General features: G+C 52.4%; 11 protein-coding genes. 6 read left to right on the forward strand and 5 right to left on the reverse strand.

Features of this window, described 5'->3' with window-relative positions:
* Positions 1-86 precede the first annotated feature (86 nt).
* The 3 genes from LOC67_RS14710 to LOC67_RS14720 all read left to right on the forward strand — a co-directional run bounded on the left by LOC67_RS14710 (position 87) and on the right by LOC67_RS14720 (position 5,474).
* A complete protein-coding gene (locus tag LOC67_RS14710; protein WP_230263365.1) occupies positions 87-2,192 on the forward strand; it encodes an ABC transporter ATP-binding protein in 2,106 nt (701 codons plus the stop codon).
* Between the two features lie 178 nt (positions 2,193-2,370).
* Complete coding sequence (locus LOC67_RS14715) at positions 2,371-3,750, forward strand: HlyD family secretion protein (RefSeq protein ID WP_230263366.1); 1,380 nt, start codon at positions 2,371-2,373, stop codon at positions 3,748-3,750.
* A gap of 14 nt (positions 3,751-3,764) precedes the next feature.
* Positions 3,765-5,474: a TolC family protein gene (locus LOC67_RS14720; RefSeq protein WP_230263367.1), complete on the forward strand. Its 1,710-nt coding sequence runs from the start codon at positions 3,765-3,767 to the stop codon at positions 5,472-5,474.
* Between the two features lie 91 nt (positions 5,475-5,565).
* Here LOC67_RS14720 and LOC67_RS14725 read toward each other — a convergent pair whose 3' ends face one another.
* Both LOC67_RS14725 and LOC67_RS14730 read right to left on the reverse strand, forming a co-directional pair.
* Positions 5,566-6,045 carry a hypothetical protein gene (locus tag LOC67_RS14725; protein ID WP_230263368.1) on the reverse strand — a complete coding sequence of 160 codons (480 nt, stop codon included), beginning with the start codon at positions 6,043-6,045 and terminating at the stop codon, positions 5,566-5,568.
* 19 nt (positions 6,046-6,064) lie between these two features.
* Complete coding sequence (locus LOC67_RS14730) at positions 6,065-7,525, reverse strand: sulfatase (protein WP_230263369.1); 1,461 nt, start codon at positions 7,523-7,525, stop codon at positions 6,065-6,067.
* Positions 7,526-7,932: 407 nt separating this feature from the next.
* Here LOC67_RS14730 and LOC67_RS14735 point away from each other — a divergent pair, with 407 nt between their 5' ends.
* The 3 genes from LOC67_RS14735 to LOC67_RS14745 all read left to right on the forward strand — a co-directional run bounded on the left by LOC67_RS14735 (position 7,933) and on the right by LOC67_RS14745 (position 13,446).
* Positions 7,933-11,157, forward strand: coding sequence for a DUF6797 domain-containing protein (locus tag LOC67_RS14735; RefSeq protein ID WP_230263370.1), 3,225 nt, complete (start codon positions 7,933-7,935; stop codon positions 11,155-11,157).
* Between the two features lie 92 nt (positions 11,158-11,249).
* On the forward strand, positions 11,250-11,504 hold the full coding sequence (locus LOC67_RS14740) for a hypothetical protein (protein ID WP_230263371.1): 255 nt from the start codon (positions 11,250-11,252) through the stop codon (positions 11,502-11,504).
* 832 nt (positions 11,505-12,336) lie between these two features.
* The gene (locus LOC67_RS14745) at positions 12,337-13,446 is read left to right on the forward strand and encodes a hypothetical protein (protein ID WP_230263372.1); all 1,110 of its coding nucleotides are present in this window, start codon (positions 12,337-12,339) and stop codon (positions 13,444-13,446) included.
* 57 nt (positions 13,447-13,503) lie between these two features.
* Here LOC67_RS14745 and LOC67_RS14750 read toward each other — a convergent pair whose 3' ends face one another.
* The 3 genes from LOC67_RS14750 to cysD all read right to left on the reverse strand — a co-directional run bounded on the left by LOC67_RS14750 (position 13,504) and on the right by cysD (position 18,007).
* The gene (locus LOC67_RS14750) at positions 13,504-15,006 is read right to left on the reverse strand and encodes a sulfatase (RefSeq protein ID WP_230263373.1); all 1,503 of its coding nucleotides are present in this window, start codon (positions 15,004-15,006) and stop codon (positions 13,504-13,506) included.
* A complete protein-coding gene (gene cysN / locus LOC67_RS14755) occupies positions 15,003-16,943 on the reverse strand; it encodes a sulfate adenylyltransferase subunit CysN (RefSeq protein ID WP_230263374.1) in 1,941 nt (646 codons plus the stop codon). Before cysN ends, LOC67_RS14750 begins: the two co-directional genes overlap by 4 nt.
* A gap of 152 nt (positions 16,944-17,095) precedes the next feature.
* The gene (cysD, locus tag LOC67_RS14760) at positions 17,096-18,007 is read right to left on the reverse strand and encodes a sulfate adenylyltransferase subunit CysD (protein ID WP_230263375.1); all 912 of its coding nucleotides are present in this window, start codon (positions 18,005-18,007) and stop codon (positions 17,096-17,098) included.
* Between the last annotated feature and the right edge of the window lie 38 nt (positions 18,008-18,045).

Raw genomic sequence — 18,045 nt, forward strand, 5'->3', positions numbered from 1 at the left:
TGAACTGTTCAATGCATCCGATGACCGATCACGCGTCTAAGCCCCCCGTGTCAGGAGGGGCAATCCAATAAAAACACCTTCTGAGCATGGACTCACAACAGAACGACAACGAATCCGCCAAACCACTCAGTGGTCGCCCCATCGAGAAGACCGTGGAAGCGATCGCTTTGGCGTTGGATTTGCGAATCGACAAACATCCGGTGCGCCGAGTTGTTGAAGAGCCCAAGACGTTGGCTGAGGCTCGGCAGCAGACAATCGAAGTCGCGATGGACGCAGGAATCGTGCTCCGTCTGACCGAATACGTTTCCGGTTCCGAAACATTTGCGGCGGTGCGACAGGGCTATGCCATCGCATTTCAATTAAGCGACGGCAGCTGGTTGGTCACCCAGCATCTGTCAGGAAAAAAGCTGGATGTGATTCGAATCGACTCGAAACAGGTCCACCAGGAAGTCACGCAGTCACAGCTTGAACAAATGCTGCGGCAGGCGGGGAATTTCAAAATGATGGTCGCCAAGAAAGAGATGGAGTGCGAAACGCTGTCGTTAAACAATCCGAATGTCGCTGCTCATCGACATCATCCGGCACCGCTTCAGCGCTTCATTGCTTTGCTGAAATTGGATCGCCACGACATTGGCCTCGTTGTGCTGTTTGCCGGAGTGGCAGGAATCCTTGGCTTGGCGACGCCACTGGTGATCGAAAGTTTGGTCAACGTTGTCAGCTGGGGAATTTACTTTCAGCCTCTGCTGATTTTGTCGGGGATGTTACTGGTTTGCTTGGGGATTGCTGGCGTTTTAAAAATCTTGCAAACCTGGGTGGTCGAGCTCATTCAACGTCGTCAGTTCGTTCGGATTGTCGGTGACCTTGCGCACCGCTTCCCGCGCGCCGGGCGAGCCCAACTGGAAGGCGTTTTCCCTCGGGAACTCGCCAATCGCGTGTTTGACATCATGACGATCCAAAAGGCGAGCGCGGTGTTGTTGCTCGATGGGATCACCATCGTTTTGACAACCATCTTGGGCCTCGTATTACTCGCGTTTTACCACCCGTTCTTATTGGGGTTCGACGTCATCCTGGTGATCACCATGGTCATTCTGACTTGGGTTCTCGGACGTGGCGGGATTCGTACGGCAATCGAAGAATCCAAGACGAAGTATTCGGTCGCGCACTGGCTACAAGATGTGATTTCGATGCCCGGGGCTTTCAAAATCGGTGGTGGTGAATCGCTAGCGGTTTTAAGAGCCAATCAATTGACCAGTGAGTACATCAAAGCTCGCAAACGTCAGTTCGGTGTCGTGATCAGGCAGGTCATTTTCGCGGTCGGACTACAGGTCTTTGCATCTACCGCACTCCTTGGGCTGGGCGGTTGGTTGGTCATCCAGGGTCAGTTGACACTTGGACAATTAATCGCGAGCGAACTGGTGGTCACCACGGTTGTCGGTGCATTCGCAAAGGCCGGCAAGTCGCTCGAAAAGTTCTACGATTTGATGGCCGGCATTGATAAAGTCGGCTACATGATTGATCTGACCTACGACGAACGCGGCGAAATCGGTGATGTTCCCTACGGACCACTTTCGGTCAGTTGGTCGGACATCGTGTTTGAGTCAAAAACATCAACATCAAAGATTCCCGCGACAACAATCGAAGCGGGGCGAATGGTTGCTTTGACCGGACAGAACACCTACGGGAAAACGGAATTGCTGAAAGCGATCGCCGGATTGTCACGGCCAAAGTCTGGTGGCGTCCAGGTTGATCGATTCGATGCATTCGAGGTTGCGTTGGCAAAGCCTGGAGTCTTGGTGGGTTTCGCCGGACCGTCAGAAGTTTTTCATGGCACGATTGGCGAAAACGTCGGGCTCGGACGGGACGGACTTTCTGCCGGTATGATTCGTGATGTGCTTCAAATCGTCGGTTTGCAGCAGGTTGTGCTGGGGCTTCCCGATGGGATTGATACCCGTTTGCAAACCAACGGTGCTCCGTTGGACGAAGTTCAGGTGCTGAAGCTGGTTATCGCTCGTGCGATCGTTTCGAAGCCACAGGTGCTGCTGTTCGATCGCGTATTTGATCATCTCAGTCCAGACGATCGAACAAACATCTTCGACTACCTGACTCAATCGGGACCGCCGGTAACGATTGTGATTGCGACCGACCTGCGCGAAATCGTGGACCGTTGCCAGAGCAAGATTTCGATCCATTAGTGTCAATCCAATGCAGCACTTATGTGTGGCAGTGAAAAGGCGTCAGAACAGGACTGAGTTGTCTCTGTCGTTTTTGTGTCTGCCGATGGCCTGCTGGAAATTGAAAACCGAATTCATAAAAACTGTCGTTCGTAGCGAACTCGATTGAATCGCCAAAGCCAAGCTCGACCAAAGTCAAATGTCCAACGCTAACGATTCCAAAAATCACTTGTCCATCATCGCCACCCGACTTTCTGCAGATGACTTTCCGGCTTTGCAGATGGTCAGGACAGGCCGCTATGTTCGTATCGCCGGGCGGCTAACGATTTGGGTATTGGTTTTCTCGATCGCCGCAATGATCTTCGTCCCTTGGCGACAAACGGCTCGCGGAACCGGTGTCGTCGTTGCGCTCGATCCACAGCAACGGCCGCAGTCGATGCTAAGTCAAGCCAAGGGGGTGATTAGCTACGTGAAGCCTGGTCTTCGCGAAGGAAGCTATGTCGAACAAGGTGAATTGCTGCTTCGGATGACCCCATTCGCTGCCGACGGGGTATCGCAGCTTGACAGTCAGATTATCGCTCTTGAATCCAAAGAGGCTGCGCTGAAAGCCAGTTTGGATGTCGCCCGACAGAACGAAACGTTGCAAAATTCGAGTGGGCAAAGCCTGAAGAATTCTCTGGAACGTGAATTGGAAGCTGCCAAGCAGAAGTGGGAACAGTCCAAGAATGAAGTCTCCGCGGTACAGGCTGAACTCAGCAACAAAGAGAACCAATTACAGGTTGCCGAGCGTGTCTTCCCACAGGGACTGATCTCACAAGAAGAACTAATCACCAAGCGTCGCGCTGTCGAGGCACAGCGTGCCAAGGTTCTGCAATCGGAAAACAAAGTGCAGGAAGTCTACGCGACTTTGGCTTCCAAAGAAGAAGAGATCGAAGCGAAGAAACAAGAGATTTCCATCAAAAACCAAGAAGCGGCGAACAAAGTTTTTGATGCGATCAGCAAGTTGAACACCATCGAAAAAGAGATCTTGGACCTCCGCAACAAACGTTCGGAATTGGATCGTTTGGAAATTCGCGCGCCACGATCTGGATACATACAACAGTGGTACGGTCGGGCGGGTAGCGACACCATCAAGGAGGGCGAACGGCTGTTCGTCATCGTTCCGGTCGCAGATCAATTGGCTGTCGAGCTAAGTGTGAACGGCAACGACATGCCACTTATTAAAGAAGGGGATCGCGTTCGGATGCAATTCGAAGGCTGGCCAGCAGTTCAGTTTGTCGGTTGGCCTTCGGTCGCTGTCGGTAGCTTCGGCGGCAAAGTCAACCGAGTTTTCCCAACTGATGATGGCAAAGGAAACTTCCGCGTAATCGTTGTCCCTGACAATCACTTCGAACGGGAGAACGGCTGGCCGGATAGCCGATATCTTCGTCAAGGTGTACGCGCAACAGGATGGGTTTTGCTGCGTCGAGTTCCTCTGGGTTATGAGATATGGCGTCAATTGAACGGATTCCCGCCGGTTGTTTCCGACGAAGCTCCCAAAGAAGCGAAGGGCGGCAAGGTCAAACTTCCCAAACCTTAGCGAAACGGTTGTTATTGGCCGCCTACGTTTCGCTTGTGGGCGTTAGCCATCTTCAGTCCGATAGTTTCGCGGACGATCCATGGTCGAACCAATCGCAGCAAGAATTGACTGAGACTGCGATGCCGACAAGTGATCGGCAAACATTTGCTGCGTTTTTGCAGATGGTCGAATCAGATTCACTGCATGCAGACGAAGCGATCCGAACCGTTGAACCGACAGCGTTGTTCGTGCAGGAAGTGTCTCAGGACGATGATTCGCAGGCCGCCGAAGCACGGGAACAGCCGTCAGGCCTGACGCTGGCCGATGTTGTGGCAAGTTTGTACCGATCTTATCCCGAGATCGAACAGGCTCGTGAAATAAACGTGATCGCCTCCGGTGAACGTGTTTCAGCATACGGAGCCTATGACACGAAGTTTCAGGCGGAATCACTATCCGAACCGACCGGCTTTTACGAGAACTATCGAAACAGTCTTGGTCTTGCTCGCCAGTTATGGTGGGGGGGCTATCTGTCGGCCGGGTATCGGATCGGACGTGGTGAGTTTCAACCATGGTACGGCGAGCGGGCCACGCATGAAGCTGGCGAAGGCAAGCTGACTTGGATTCAGCCCTTGCTGCGTGGACGGGCACTTGATGCCGAGCGTGTGGCCGTGTTCCAAGCCTCATTGGCTCGCGCCGCGGCCGGACCACAGCTTTTACAACAGATCTTGGCTTCATCGCGAGATGCGACGATTGCTTATTGGGGATGGGTGACATCGGGTGCAGTGCTGGAAGCTCAACAAGAACTGCTTGCACTTGCTGAAGTCCGATCCAAGCAAATCACTGCGGGTGTCGAGGCTGGAAAGTTTAAACGTGTTGACTTAATTTTCAACGAACAACTGATCGCCGAACGGAAAGCAGAAGTCCTCAAGGCCGAGCAAAAATATCGGTCATCATCGATCAAGCTAAGTCTCTATCTACGTGACAGCACGGGCAATCCACTGGTTCCTGAAGACGAATGGTTGCCACATCAATTCCCGAGCATCCAGTCGGACTTGCAAGTGAATCTGCAAAACGAACTGGTGTCGGCATTCTCACGGCGGCCCGAGCCTCAGATTTTGAACTTTCAGCTGCAGCAAGTGCACTGGGATCGTCGGCTCGCTTGCAATGACATGCTGCCAACTTTGGATTTCGTTTCGCAGGCAAGCCAGGACGTTGGCCCGCCCGCATCCAGCAAAGACGACAAGGGCGATTTTGAGCTGGTGATCGGGATCCAAAGCGAGGTTCCAATCCAGCGGCGGAAGGCTCGCGGTAAGATTCAGTCGACGTCTGCGAAGATGCGGCAATTGAATGAAAAGATTCGATTGGTTCGAGACAAGATCGCAACCGAAATTGCGATCGCCAACAATCGGCTGAATCTATCAGCACAAGTTGTCGAGCAACGCGAAACTGCGTTTCGGTCTGCCTTGGATACCCTAACCCGATATCGCATCGGATTCGAACAAGGCTACATCGACTTGATCTATTTGAATCTTCTTGAAACCAAAGCGAACGAGACGGAAATCAAATTGGTCGAGGCTCAGCAAGACTGGTTTCTGGCGCTAAGCGAGCTGCAGCTTTCACTCGGATTGGATCCACTCGAGCAAGCGATGATTATCGCGTCGCTTCCAGAAAGCGAGTTGGTCGGGCCTGGCAATGTCCCTGAAATCACCATTGAGGACGATGACGTTCCTGGAAAACGTGACTGATCACACCGACTGAAACTGTGGCCTGGTCATCTCGATATCGCGATGCACGCGATGGCGATACGATTTCTCGCATGTCCGGCGAGTTTTCAGGCTACCACGGTCTGAGAATTGACAAGATCGTGCTTGTATTTCCCGAGTCCAGCGTTGTTCCGGTCCCGTAAGCTGCCCAATTGTGCTGTGTGTCGGACTCGGCGCGGAAATCATTGGTCATTAGATCAATGGAAGAACCAACCGTTCCATCGCACTCAACCCAAAGTTGGTTTCCCGTGTTGTTGTATTTCAGGGTCACGTGTTCGAAACCCCCGTGCACTTGGTCAACCCAGTAGTGCACTGGTGCCTGATTTGGAGCGATCACGGTCAGTCGGTCGTCCGTTTCGAAACCCGCTGGTCGAGCTTGAAAATATACTTCGGTGCCATTGGGCAATATCCCACCAATTCTTGGCCCCCAAGGTGCTTGGCCGGTGAGGACACGCCCGGCGGCGAAGCATATCCACAGCAGAAAGATTAGTACAACCGCGATGAAAACAACGACGTAAGACCACTTCGTTCGCTGTTGGGCTTCTGCGTTCATGTATGCAATTCCCGATTAACTATTTCTTGTCGTGGCTTCGCTGAGCGAGAAAGCGTCGGTGTAGATCATCGACGATGTCAGAATATTGATCGGAGACATCGTTGCTTTCTTTGGGATCACGGTGGAGGTCGAACAATTCCCAGTCACTTTTCGATGTCGGTTCCCCACGCCCGTATTTGACAAGTTTCCAATGGTCGTACCGCAGCGCCCAGCGGTTTATACGGCTGTTCCAAGTCCAGTACAGAACCCGTTTGGGCGATGCCTCGTTGTCAAAGATCAACTTGGACAAGTCGATCCCGTCAAGTTGTAAATCGTCGGTGTTGAGGCTGCCTGCTGAATTTGACTTGCCAATCGCCGCTAGTGTTGGAAGCCAATCGACAATGTGTGTTGGCGTTGTTTCCTGACGTGGCTTGATTTTCCCTGGCCAGTTCATCAGCCCCGGCACATGGATGCCGCCTTCCCACACGTCCAGCTTTTTGCCGCGGAATGGAAGCGGTTGATTGAAGTCTGTCAATTTCAAGTCATCTGGATAGGCATTCCCTGGCCAATTCCCTTGTGGACCATTATCGGAAGAAAACAGAATCAAGGTGTTCTGCCGCTGGTCGGTCTCATCGAGAGTTTTGATGATGCGGCCGATGCAGTCGTCCAAGTGATGGACCGCAGCGAGTAGCAATCGCTTCTCGGGATCCTTTTCATTTTGAATCTTGCCAGCAGGGTCATTGAACCAAGGGATGTCCTCTTCGTTTAACCAACGATTCGGATTCGCTGGATCCAAAGCTGTCGGTTGGTCAACAAATCGACCACGTTCATCAAGTGGCGTATGAACCGAATGGAACGGCAAGTATAAGAAAAACGGTTTGGAACGCTCTTGTCGGATCACTCGGATTGCTTCAGCAGTAACCAGTTCGGTTGCGTGCACGCCATTCTCAGAACCGTTGATCAATTCCTGATCGCGATGCCAGTTGTATTCGAAGTCGCCTTTACGATATCGGTGGTCATACATTCCTACGGCTCCAGCCAAAGAACCGTAGCTGCTATCGAATCCGAACTCGTTGGGGCCATGAGAAGGCATCGAACCTAGATGCCATTTTCCGGCTAAGAATGTTTCATAGCCACTCGCCTTCAGGATCGATGCGAGCGTCGGTGTGCCTTTAGGAAACGCTTGGGCATTGCTGGCTTGCAATGCCGCCCCGCCAAAGCGACTGGGATAGCGACCCGTTAGCAATGCGACTCTTGTCGGCGTGCATTGAGGCATCACATAGTGCTGTGTGAAAACAATCCCCGTGCTCGCCAATTGGTCCAGATTGGGACTGTAGACGTCAGGATTGTTGTATCCAATATCAGCCCATCCCTGATCATCGCTCAGAATTAAAACGATGTTGGGCGATTCGGCGTAAACGCAGAAAGCATGTCCGAACAGCAAGCACATGATGTGCGTTATTACCAACACCGGGAAACGACGGATCGAATGGAAGGGCATGATTCGCATCACCAGAGAATGGGAAGGGTTGTGGCAACATGTTACACGGTGCTCTGGATAGGGTGTGTGGACCAGCGGGGGGCTGTGTTGTTTTCCAGCGTGTAGTCCAGTCGAATTAGCACAGTCGAATTACCCTGCCGAACAGATTCGATTCCCCACCATCCTGAGACAAGAGGCGGTTCAATCCGTGTGAAGTGCAACGATCTCGCGTATAGTGGATGTCATTGCTCTGTTGGCTCAACGACTACCGCCGGTTTGTGTACGCGGTGTGGTCCCAAGCTGGCGCGTTTTCGCACAAGTTGCAGATGTGGTTGAAGGCCATCATTTGAATTGTCGGTAATCGCGCATCGAGGACAGAGAAATCCCCGCCGACAATTTATGCCCACCTCATCGATTGGATCCTTCCGATGGTTCGTCTTTGGCTTGCTTTGGTAGCTGTTTCTGTTTGCGTGTCGAGGCTTCCTGCTCAGTCGCGTTTGCACGACGATCTTGCGCGGCAACCGACTGCAGAGCTAGCTCGGCGAGCACGGGTGTTGGGCGATCCAAAACGCGGTGCGTTGATTTTTCATTCCCAAAGTCTCGGCTGCATTCAATGCCACGGTGCCAGTAAGGGGAATCATCTGCTGGGCCCGAACCTCTCTGAACTGAAGGATCGTGCGAATTACCTGCATGTGGTTGAATCGATTCTGCGACCCAATCAATCCGTTTTGAAACCCTACGTTGCCGAAAAGTTTCTGCTTGACGATGGGCAGATCGTGACGGGGATGGTCCGCGAAGAAGATGACGAATCGCTTGTCTTGTCGGTGCCTGGTGATGACAGCGTTAAGACCATTGAATTGGATTCGGTTGAAGTACGCAAACCTGCCGACTCTGTTATGCCGGTAGGCTTGGTCAATCAGCTAGACAGTGAATCCGAGTTCTTTGATTTGGTGGCGTTTGTTTTTGAACTAGGGAAAGCCGGCCCAGAAAACGCCTCCTTGTTGATTCCTGATCTCGCATCGATCGCACCACCGCCACTGCCTGCCTATGAAAGCGATCTGGATCATGCCGGATTGATTCGATCATTCAATGACCGCTCGTTTGAAAATGGCAAGCGAATCTACGAGTCGTTGTGTATCAATTGCCATGGCACCAAGGAACTTGTCGGATCGTTACCCAACGCGTTGCGGTTTGCCAGTGGGAAATTCAAAAACGGCAGCGACCCATTGGCAATGTACAAGACATTGACACATGGGTTCAAAATGATGCTTCCGCAGCATCAGTTGGTTCCCAAACAGAAGTACGACGTCATTCACTATATCCGTGAAGCGTACATCAAACCAAACAATCCGGAACAATTCGTTGCGATCACCAAATCCTATCTGGATGCTCTACCGAAAGGGAAGTTGCGCGGACCCGTTGCGGTGCGAAATGAACCCTGGAAAGAAATGGACTACGGCCCATTTCTGATCAGTACCTATGAGATCGTTTCTGAGGATGCGCCTCCACGTCTGGGGATCACCCAGCAGGAACGAATGCAGGCACGAGATGAGGACCGACCACCGTCGGAGGTTTGGCCTGAGGATGTGAATTTTGCCTACAAAGGAATCGCATTACGGTTGGATGACGGACCCGGTGGAATTTCCAAGGGAGATCACTGGCTCGCCTTTGACCACGACACCATGCGTGTCGCTGGGGCTTGGTCAGGTAACGATTTCATCGATTGGCGAGGCGTTTTGTTCAACGGCAATCACAACATGACGCCTCGGACGAAAGGGAAATTGCATTTCGGTTCGCTGCCTGGGCCGGGGTGGGCTCATCCCCGGACAGGATCGTTTGATGATCCGCGACTGTTGGGAAAGGATGGACGTGCCTATGGACCGCTTCCTCGTGACTGGGCTCGGTACAAAGGTCTCTACAAACACGGAGATCGCGTTGTTGTTTCTTATTCGGTTGGTGATGCGGATGTCCTCGAAGGTTATGCCATTGAAAATCAACGTGATGCGACCGTTTGGGTGCGGACAATCAACCTGGGGAAATCGGAGAACGACCTGCAGATGCGTTTGGCACCAACTGAGAGTGCTAGCGCCGCAGTGAACGCGGGATTGGAAGTATCCGAGCAAGGTGGCTACTGGACGATTTCAATCGCCGCGGAACAGACGCCGATTAACTTTTCCGTTCGCCTAGCTAGTAAAGATTCCGACATAGACTTCGATGAATTCACCGCTGCGACCGAAGATCTAAAAGAGTTGACGAAAGGTGGTCCCAAGCAGTGGTCAGATTTATTGACCCGGCAGTCAGATGGTGACCAATCTGGTCCGTTCGCTGTCGACACACTCACGCGTCCGGCGAACAACCCTTGGAAAAGCCGATTGCGGATGTCGGGATTAGATTTTTATTCGGACAATGATTCTCTGGTAGCGTGCTGTTGTGACGGAGATGTTTGGAAAGTCAGTGGACTCAGTCGTTCCGACGGCGAATTGACATGGACCCGAATTGCGTCGGGGCTTTTCCATCCTCTGGGGATCAAAATTGTTGATCAACGTATCTTTGTTACTTGTCGCGATCAGATCGTTGTCCTCAATGATTTGAATGAGGACGGTGAAGCAGACTTTTACCAGTGTTTCAACAACGACCATCAAGTCACTGATCATTTCCATGAATTTGCGATGGGTCTGCAGGCGGATGAACAGGGAAATCTTTACTATGCCAAGAGTGCCCGGCACGCGCGTGATTCGCTGGTCCCACAGCACGGGACGCTTTTGAAGGTCAACGCTGACGGATCGGAAACGTCGATCATTGCGAACGGGTTTCGGGCCGCGAATGGCGTTTGTCTGAACCCCGACGGATCGTTCTTCGTGACAGATCAGGAAGGACATTGGAATCCAATGAATCGGATCAACCGCGTGGTCCCAGGTGGGTTCTATGGCAATATGTATTCCTATGGGGCACCAGATGATTCGAGCGACGAAGCGATGGAGCAACCGCTTTGTTGGCCCAACAAGGCCTTTGACCGTTCACCATCAGAATTGCTGTGGGTGCAAAGCGATCAATGGGGGCCGCTAAACGGTTCGTTATTAAATCTGTCTTACGGATATGGAAAGGTCTTCATCGTCCCGCACGAGGAAATTGATGGCCAATGGCAAGGGGGCATGTGCCGACTGCCTTTGCCGAGATTTCCGACTGGTGTCATGAGAGCGAGGTTCCATCCGACGGACGGACAGATGTATGCGTGCGGAATGCAGGCATGGGGTAGCGATCAAGATCAAAGTGCTGGTGGACTGTATCGAATCCGATACACAGGTGTTCCGGCAAACCTTCCTGTCAAGTTACATGCACATCATGCCGGCGTAACGATTCGCTTTAGCGATAGGATTAGTTCAAAGATCGCGGCTGATCCATCGAATTACTTGGTCGAGACCTGGGATTTGAAGCGTACAAAGAACTATGGAAGCGACCTATACAATGAGCAGGTTCTGCCAATTGCCAGTGCGAAAGTTTCTGATGATGGCCATGCGGTAACGTTGGTCATTCCCGAGATCAAACCAACCTGGTGCATGAACATTTCTTACAAGTTGGAAGACGAAAACGGCACCCAGTTTCTAGGGACCATTCAGAACACGATTCATCAGCTCGGTGGCAACGATCAATAGTGAAGAGTGCTGAAATTAATCCTTATACGCCGGCGAGAAGCGATTCCTCGAATCGGCTTTGTAAGTCGGTTATGCGGCCCGCAATCTTTTCGATGATGTCTATCGCGATGGGGCTGTTCGTTTCCATTCCCGGTGTCGTGATGCTCAATCAAGAATTGCAGTTCATCCCCACCAACACCTTTGTCACGGGAGTCACGGTGGGGGAGACCCAGATCAGCAATCATGCAATCATCACCTGTTCGTTACTGCTCGGATTAGCTTTGTTGGGTATCGGTGCGATGTTATTGCTGAAGTCACTGAGCAACTGGTCGCACAATCAAAAGTTCGAAGACATCGCCAAGCCATAAATCGCCATCATGATCGTATCCAGCACACTCCGCCGTCCTGGGGACATTGGTAAATAGTACCCGTCACAGTCCCTGTGACGCTGGGGATTTAGGGACCGTCGGCACGACGGAGCGTGCCGGGTACTTTGGTTGATAGTACCCGTCACAGTCCCTGTGACGTCCAGGCGTTGGTTCGCTGAGAAGCGCTGTGCGATCAAGCGGTCAGCACGGCGGAACGTGCTGGGTACATTGGTGATAGTACCCGTCACAGTCCCTGTGACGTCCAGGCGTTGGTTCGCTGAGAAGCGCTGTGCGATCAAGCGGTCAGCACGGCGGAGCGTGCTGGGTACATTGGTGATAGTACCCGTCACAGTCCCTGTGACGTCCAGGCGTTGGTTCGCTGAGAAGCGCTGTGCGATCAAGCGGTCAGCACGGCAGAACGTGCTGGGTACATTGGTAAATAGTACCTGTCACAGTCCCTGTGACGCCCGGGCGTTGGTTCGCTGAGATGTGCTGTGCAATCCAAGCGGTCAGCACGGCGGAGCTCGCTAGAATTTGCGTGCACTCATGGAACACCGGTATCCGTTTTTGCCGGCGAATTTAGATTGGGCACGATGTTTGCATCAGGGATTGGTCGCAAAAGTCACCGGCTTTTGCATTTCAGTTCGATTGAAAATAAACCAGTTCTATTCGCCGTGGGATCCTACCGTTCCAAATGGTTCGTCTGGATTTCGGGTGCATTCCCGGATTCAATCGTTGGTCGAGCGTTTTGGTCGGAAAGGAGCCATGCCAGACGACAGGCCACAAAATTGAATTTGTGCCTTAGGCGTTCCCAGATTGCAGGTCCGCTCCTATGTCTAGCCTTCTCGTCCCAGCTCTTCTACACCCGACCCCTCGTTCGACCAAACCAGAGGCTTCGCTTCGGTCCAAAGTATTGGGCATCGTATTGGCGTGTGCCCCAGTAGGATTCGTTGCCGCTGCAGAGCCGCCGACCAGTTCGGCCCAGGTTGCTGAAACCAAAAGTGGTGCCCATCAGACCCCAATTGTTCTCCGTGTGTCGGAAGACATCTTCAATTCGAACTCCGAGTTGGAAACACAGTCGGACGTGGATTGCTGCATCCTGGGTGTGAGGAATCTTGGTACGGCAGACGTCAACGCCAAAACTTTGATTCGGTTTGTTCCCAGCGACGAAAACGCGAGATTGAAAATTCACTTCACTGGACATTTCATCGCGAACACTCATGGTCAGAAAGGTCCAGCCAGAATTCATTCACGTAGCAAGATGAAATTCGACTTGGCGATGGAAGCCACGTTTGATGAAGAATCTGGTTTTAGCAGTGGTGAACCGAATGGATCCGTCGTACCCGTCGATTCAAACAGGCGTATCACGAGTACGTTACCTGGGATCCGAGGGCGTATCGTCCATTCCGTCGCGAAACGCCGTATGGCAGAAACGGAACATCAAGTGGAGCAAATCTGTATCGCCAATGCGAAATCCGAATTGATCAAAGAGATGGAACGAAGGGTTCAAAAAGAACTCGCTACAGCCAACGAGCGTTGGGCACAGATGAAGACAAGTTTGGAAAAGCAGCCATGGAACGAGGAACGGCCTACTTTTCAGTTCACCAGTGATGACGGCTATTTGGTCATCCACGTAAACGAGCCCGGACCAGATCAAAATGCGGAATCGCGTGGATTGCAAATGATCGCGGAATTGCCAGACCCAGCTCCGGACGCGATGACAGAGATTCTATTGAGTCGTGATTGGGTGGAAAGGAACGAACAAAAAGGTGCGTTGCTGTCTTTCGCGGCGTCCTACCCACGCCTGCTAAACTTCACTCTGAAGGCGGCGACGGACTTCAGTTTGCCGTGCAAAGAGGAAGACGATTGGTTGGTCTACACGTTGCATAAGAAAGAGCAACCTGAAGCCGTTTCCACAGCGAGAAAGATCGCGTCGAACTAGCGGTCAATCTTTCCGCACTTCGTTGTCAGTGTGAGAGGCACTTCGATCACGCACGCCCTAGCGAATCGATTCATCGGGGAGTTCAGTTCCGATTCCCTGATCGATTGGCATCTTGTCGTTCGCCTGGCTCAGTCCGACCGATTCCATCGATCGGGCCAAACGGCCTTCCATTTCTTGGACGATCGCGGCGAACTTGGGAAGGTGAATCAAGTTTGTCGTTTCCTTCGGATCTGCTTGCATGTCGTACAACTCAGCCATGTGTTTATCGGAAGAACTGTCACCGTGCGGATACCGGATGTACTTGTATCGGTCACCTCGCACAGAGCGTACGTTAGGTGTGTACGGGAATTGTTTTTCATAGTTGTAGTAGTACAGCCATTCGGTACGCCAGTTGGAGTCATCTCCTGAAACAAGGGGTTTGATCGATGCCCCGTGAATGTTTTCCAGCGGGTTTGCTCCAGCAGCATCCAGGATCGTCGGAGCGACGTCTGCGGTGAGGACTTGCTTTGAAATGCGAACCGGGCTTTTGGTCCATTTCGGGTACCGAATGATCATTGGAACGCGAATACTGGCCTCGTGCGCCGTTCGCTTATCGACCATCCCGTGCTCGCCTTCCAGAAGCCCATTGTCGCCCAAGAACACAAACATGGTGTTTTCCAACTTTCCGTTCCGGTCTAAGTAATCGACCAAACGACCGACACTATCATCAACTGACAGGATCGTTCCCCAGTATGCACGGACCATTGCGGCAAAGTCTGTAACCGCTTCTGCCTTGTCATTGGGAAAGTCTTTTCGCCAATCAAACAATGGGCCATAGATTCCGTGCCAGGTCATCAGACGCTGTGTGATCCACTTTGGCTTGTCGTCTAGTTTGAATGACGAGTGTGGATAGTTCACTTCCACGTGATCGAAAGCGTGTTCGTATTTCGGCTCCGGGTAGTAAAAGCTATGTGGAGCTTTCTGTCCGATCATCAGCATGAAAGGTTCGTCGTCGGACTGTTTCTTCATCCAGTCCAAGGACATGTCTGTGACGACCGTCGTGTAGTAGCCCTCGACGACTTTGGCACCAGCCCCGTTGACATTGAACGCGGTGTCAAAATATTGACCTTGTCCTTTGTGTGTGACGAAGTGATCGAAACCCGGACGCGGTTCATCGTTCTTTTCCCCCATGTGCCACTTGCCGATGTATGCCGTTTTGTAACCGGCTTTTTGCAGACGCAGTGGAAAGCTGTCTAGATCGCGAGGGTACTCGGTGAAATTGTTGGTCACACCGTGAGCATGTGCATAGAGACCACTGAGGATTGTTGCTCGGCTGGGCGAACAAAGGCTGGTGGTGCAGAACATGTTTTCGAAGTAGATCCCCTCGGACGCCAACTTATCGATGTTGGGCGTCTTTAAATGAGGGTGACCGGCGCATGACAGTGCATCGAAGCGAATGTCATCGCAGAGCATCACGACGATGTTCGGCTTGGCTTGGGCTGCCGCTTCGCGAGTCCCTTTAAAGACACTTAACAGGGCGAGAAACGCGAAGGCCGAAATCAGTCGTGATGAAGTTGTCATTTGATGATCGATTTTTCTCGGAGGAGTTCAATGATCTGATTGGCACACTCGTCGATCGAGTCTTTCGATGTATCGACGACAAGGTCCGGAGATTCTGGCGTCTCGTAGTCCGCCGTGACGCCAGGGAAGTTTAACAGGTCTCCGGCGTCCGCTTTGGCATATTGTCCTTTGGTGTCGCGTTCTCGGCAAACTTCTAGCGGAGTCGCGACATGGACGACGAAGAACTGATCTTCGCCGATCACTTTCCCAACACGTTGCCGCACCGCTTCGCTTGGCGCGACAAAGCAGCCGATGCAGATCAAACCGGCATCGTTTAGCGTGTGAGCTAGGTAAGCACTTCGACGCAAGTTTTCACTGCGGTCTTCAGCACTGAATCCCAAGTCTCGCGACAGGCCTTTGCGGACATGCTCACCATCGATGATCGAGACCGCTCGTCCTGAATCGAACAGCTTTCGCTCGACCGCTTGGCCGACGGACGATTTACCCGAGCCGGTCAATCCGGTTAGCAAGACGGTCGCTGGCTTTTGGCCAAATCGAGCCGAGCGTTCTTCGTCGGTGACTACCGAAATTGCCACATCATCGCCGCTCGCCGTCGAGTCTTCGTCATCCCAGACCGACTTGGATTTTCCGTCACCGGATTTGTCCAAGATCATGCCCGCCGCGACGGTCGCGTTGGTGATCCGGTCGATCACGATAAAGGCACCGGTGGACCGGTTGCGTCGATAGGCGTCGAAATGAACCGGTGCGGATAGGCTAATGCCGACACGTCCGATTTCATTGAGTGCGAGTTCTGGTGCGGGGCTGCGGTGCAATGTGTTGACATCAACGCGATAGTTCAGCGTGTCGATTGTCCCTGGCACGGTCTGCGTGGTGTGCTTGAAAAGATAGGTCTTTCCGGGGACCATCGCTTCGTCGCTCATCCAGACCAACATCGCTTCGATGGAATCACGCGACTTAGGCACATTGCCTGGGCGGACAATCATGTCGCCGCGCGAGGCATCAATCTCGTCCTCCAGTGTCAGCGTGATGGACAGCGGAGCGAATGCCTCGTCCAAGTCGCCGTCATAGGTGACGATCGATTTGATCTTGGATGTCTGCTTGCTAGGCAACACCATGATTTCGTCGCCTTTGCGGATAATTCCAGACGAAATGGTGCCGCAGAAGCCACGGAAATCGAGGTGTGGACGGTTCACAAATTGAACGGGCATGCGGAAGTCTTGCAAATTCCGATCGCTACCGATGTAAACCGTTTCCAAGAAATTCATCAGTGTCGCGCCGGTGTACCACGGCATGTTTTCACTGCGTTCAACAACGTTGTCACCATCAAGTGCACTGATCGGAATAAAGTGCAAATCGGGCAGGTCCAGCCGAGTCGCGAATGAACGGTACTCATCACAGATCGCTTCAAATTTCGATTCGTCGTAATCGATCAAGTCCATCTTATTGACGGCAACGACGATGTGCCGAATGCCAAGCAGGGAAACGATGAACGAGTGGCGTTTTGTTTGCGTCAGGACTCCGTGCCGCGCGTCGATCATTAGGATCGCGAGGTCGGCTGTCGAACCGCCCGTCGCCATGTTCCGTGTGTATTGTTCGTGGCCGGGCGTGTCGGCGATAATGAATTTTCGCTTGGCGGTGCTGAAATAGCGATACGCAACATCGATCGTGATGCCTTGTTCGCGTTCGGCTTTTAAACCATCCGTTAGCAGGGCGGGATCAAACTTGCCGCCAGTGGTACCGACGATTTTGGAGTCCGCTTCGATCTGTGCCAGATGATCTTCATAAATCATCTTGCTGTCGTAGAGCAAACGCCCGATCAGCGTTGACTTGCCGTCATCAACACTGCCGCACGTGATAAACCGTAACAGCTGTTTGTTTTCGTGCTGCTTTAGGTAAGCGTTGATATCGGTGGCGATCAGATCGGATTGGTGCGACATTAGGAATTTGGATTCGGTTGATTCGTCTGGGCTTGACCATGGTGGCCACGAAAAGATTCACGGCCAGTCAGGAAAGAATGTGGTGATCGGCTAATTGATCACCCAGCGATGGAAATGAGGGGCATCGTTGATATCTACGCCCCGGCGGTGGACTAGAAGTATCCTCGGCGTTTCTTTTCTTCCATTCCCGCACCGCCTTCGTCTTGGTCGATGATTCGACCTTGTCGCTCGGAGGTGGTTGCCAGCAACATTTCTTGGATCACATCGACCAAGTCGGTCGCTTCCGATTCGACCGCACCGCTTAGCGGGTAGCAGCCTAGCGTTCGGAAACGAACCATCTTTTCTTCTTCGACTTCGCCTTCGAGCAATGGCATGCGGTCGTCATTGCGGAGAATCAGCACGCCGTCGCGGTTAACGACGCGTCGTTTCTGTGACAGGTACAGCGGAACGATCGGAATCTTTTCCAGGTGGATGTACTGCCATACGTCCAACTCGGTCCAGTTGCTCATCGGGAACACACGAATCGATTCGCCTTTGTTGACACGCGCGTTGTAGAGGTTCCAAAGCTCGGGACGTTGATTCTTGGGATCCCAGCGGTGCGACTTGTCACGGAAGCTAAAAACACGTTCCTTGGCGCGGCTCTTTTCTTCGTCGCGGCGAGCGCCACCAAAGGCTGCGTCAAATTTGTATTTATCGAGGGCAGCTTTCAATGCGTCGGTCTTCATCAGTTCCGTGTGACGCTCGCTGTCTTCCCATGGCTTGATGCCGTGCTTGAGTCCTTCTTCGTTGATGTGGACGAGCAGTTCTAGGCCCAAATCCTTAGCGACGTAATTGTCGCGGAACTCGTACATCTCCTTGAATTTCCAAGTCGTATCGACGTGAAGCAACGGAAATGGGGGCTTCGCAGGGGCAAAAGCTTTCAGAGCCAAGTGCAGCAGAACGGAGGAGTCTTTGCCGATGCTGTACAGCATCACTGGATTTTTGAATTCCGCGGCAACCTCGCGAAAGATATGAATGCTTTCTGCTTCGAGTTGTTTCAGGTGGGTCAGGCTATAGTCCGACATCAGCTCACTTTAAGGGAGGCGAAAATCACATTCGCGGA

The sequence above is a fragment of the Stieleria sp. JC731 genome, assembly GCF_020966635.1.
In the GTDB taxonomy this organism is placed as follows: domain Bacteria; phylum Planctomycetota; class Planctomycetia; order Pirellulales; family Pirellulaceae; genus Stieleria.

What these genes read in the sequence shown, in the direction of transcription:
- LOC67_RS14710 (WP_230263365.1), top strand. Translation starts at nt 87, where the DNA reads ATGGACTCACAACAGAACGACAACGAATCCGCCAAACCACTCAGTGGT.
- LOC67_RS14715 (WP_230263366.1), top strand. Translation starts at nt 2,371, where the DNA reads ATGTCCAACGCTAACGATTCCAAAAATCACTTGTCCATCATCGCCACC.
- LOC67_RS14725 (WP_230263368.1), bottom strand. Translation starts at nt 6,045, where the DNA reads ATGAACGCAGAAGCCCAACAGCGAACGAAGTGGTCTTACGTCGTTGTT.
- LOC67_RS14730 (WP_230263369.1), bottom strand. Translation starts at nt 7,525, where the DNA reads ATGCCCTTCCATTCGATCCGTCGTTTCCCGGTGTTGGTAATAACGCAC.
- LOC67_RS14735 (WP_230263370.1), top strand. Translation starts at nt 7,933, where the DNA reads ATGGTTCGTCTTTGGCTTGCTTTGGTAGCTGTTTCTGTTTGCGTGTCG.
- LOC67_RS14740 (WP_230263371.1), top strand. Translation starts at nt 11,250, where the DNA reads ATGATGTCTATCGCGATGGGGCTGTTCGTTTCCATTCCCGGTGTCGTG.
- LOC67_RS14745 (WP_230263372.1), top strand. Translation starts at nt 12,337, where the DNA reads ATGTCTAGCCTTCTCGTCCCAGCTCTTCTACACCCGACCCCTCGTTCG.
- LOC67_RS14750 (WP_230263373.1), bottom strand. Translation starts at nt 15,006, where the DNA reads ATGACAACTTCATCACGACTGATTTCGGCCTTCGCGTTTCTCGCCCTG.
- cysN (WP_230263374.1), bottom strand. Translation starts at nt 16,943, where the DNA reads ATGTCGCACCAATCCGATCTGATCGCCACCGATATCAACGCTTACCTA.
- cysD (WP_230263375.1), bottom strand. Translation starts at nt 18,007, where the DNA reads ATGTCGGACTATAGCCTGACCCACCTGAAACAACTCGAAGCAGAAAGC.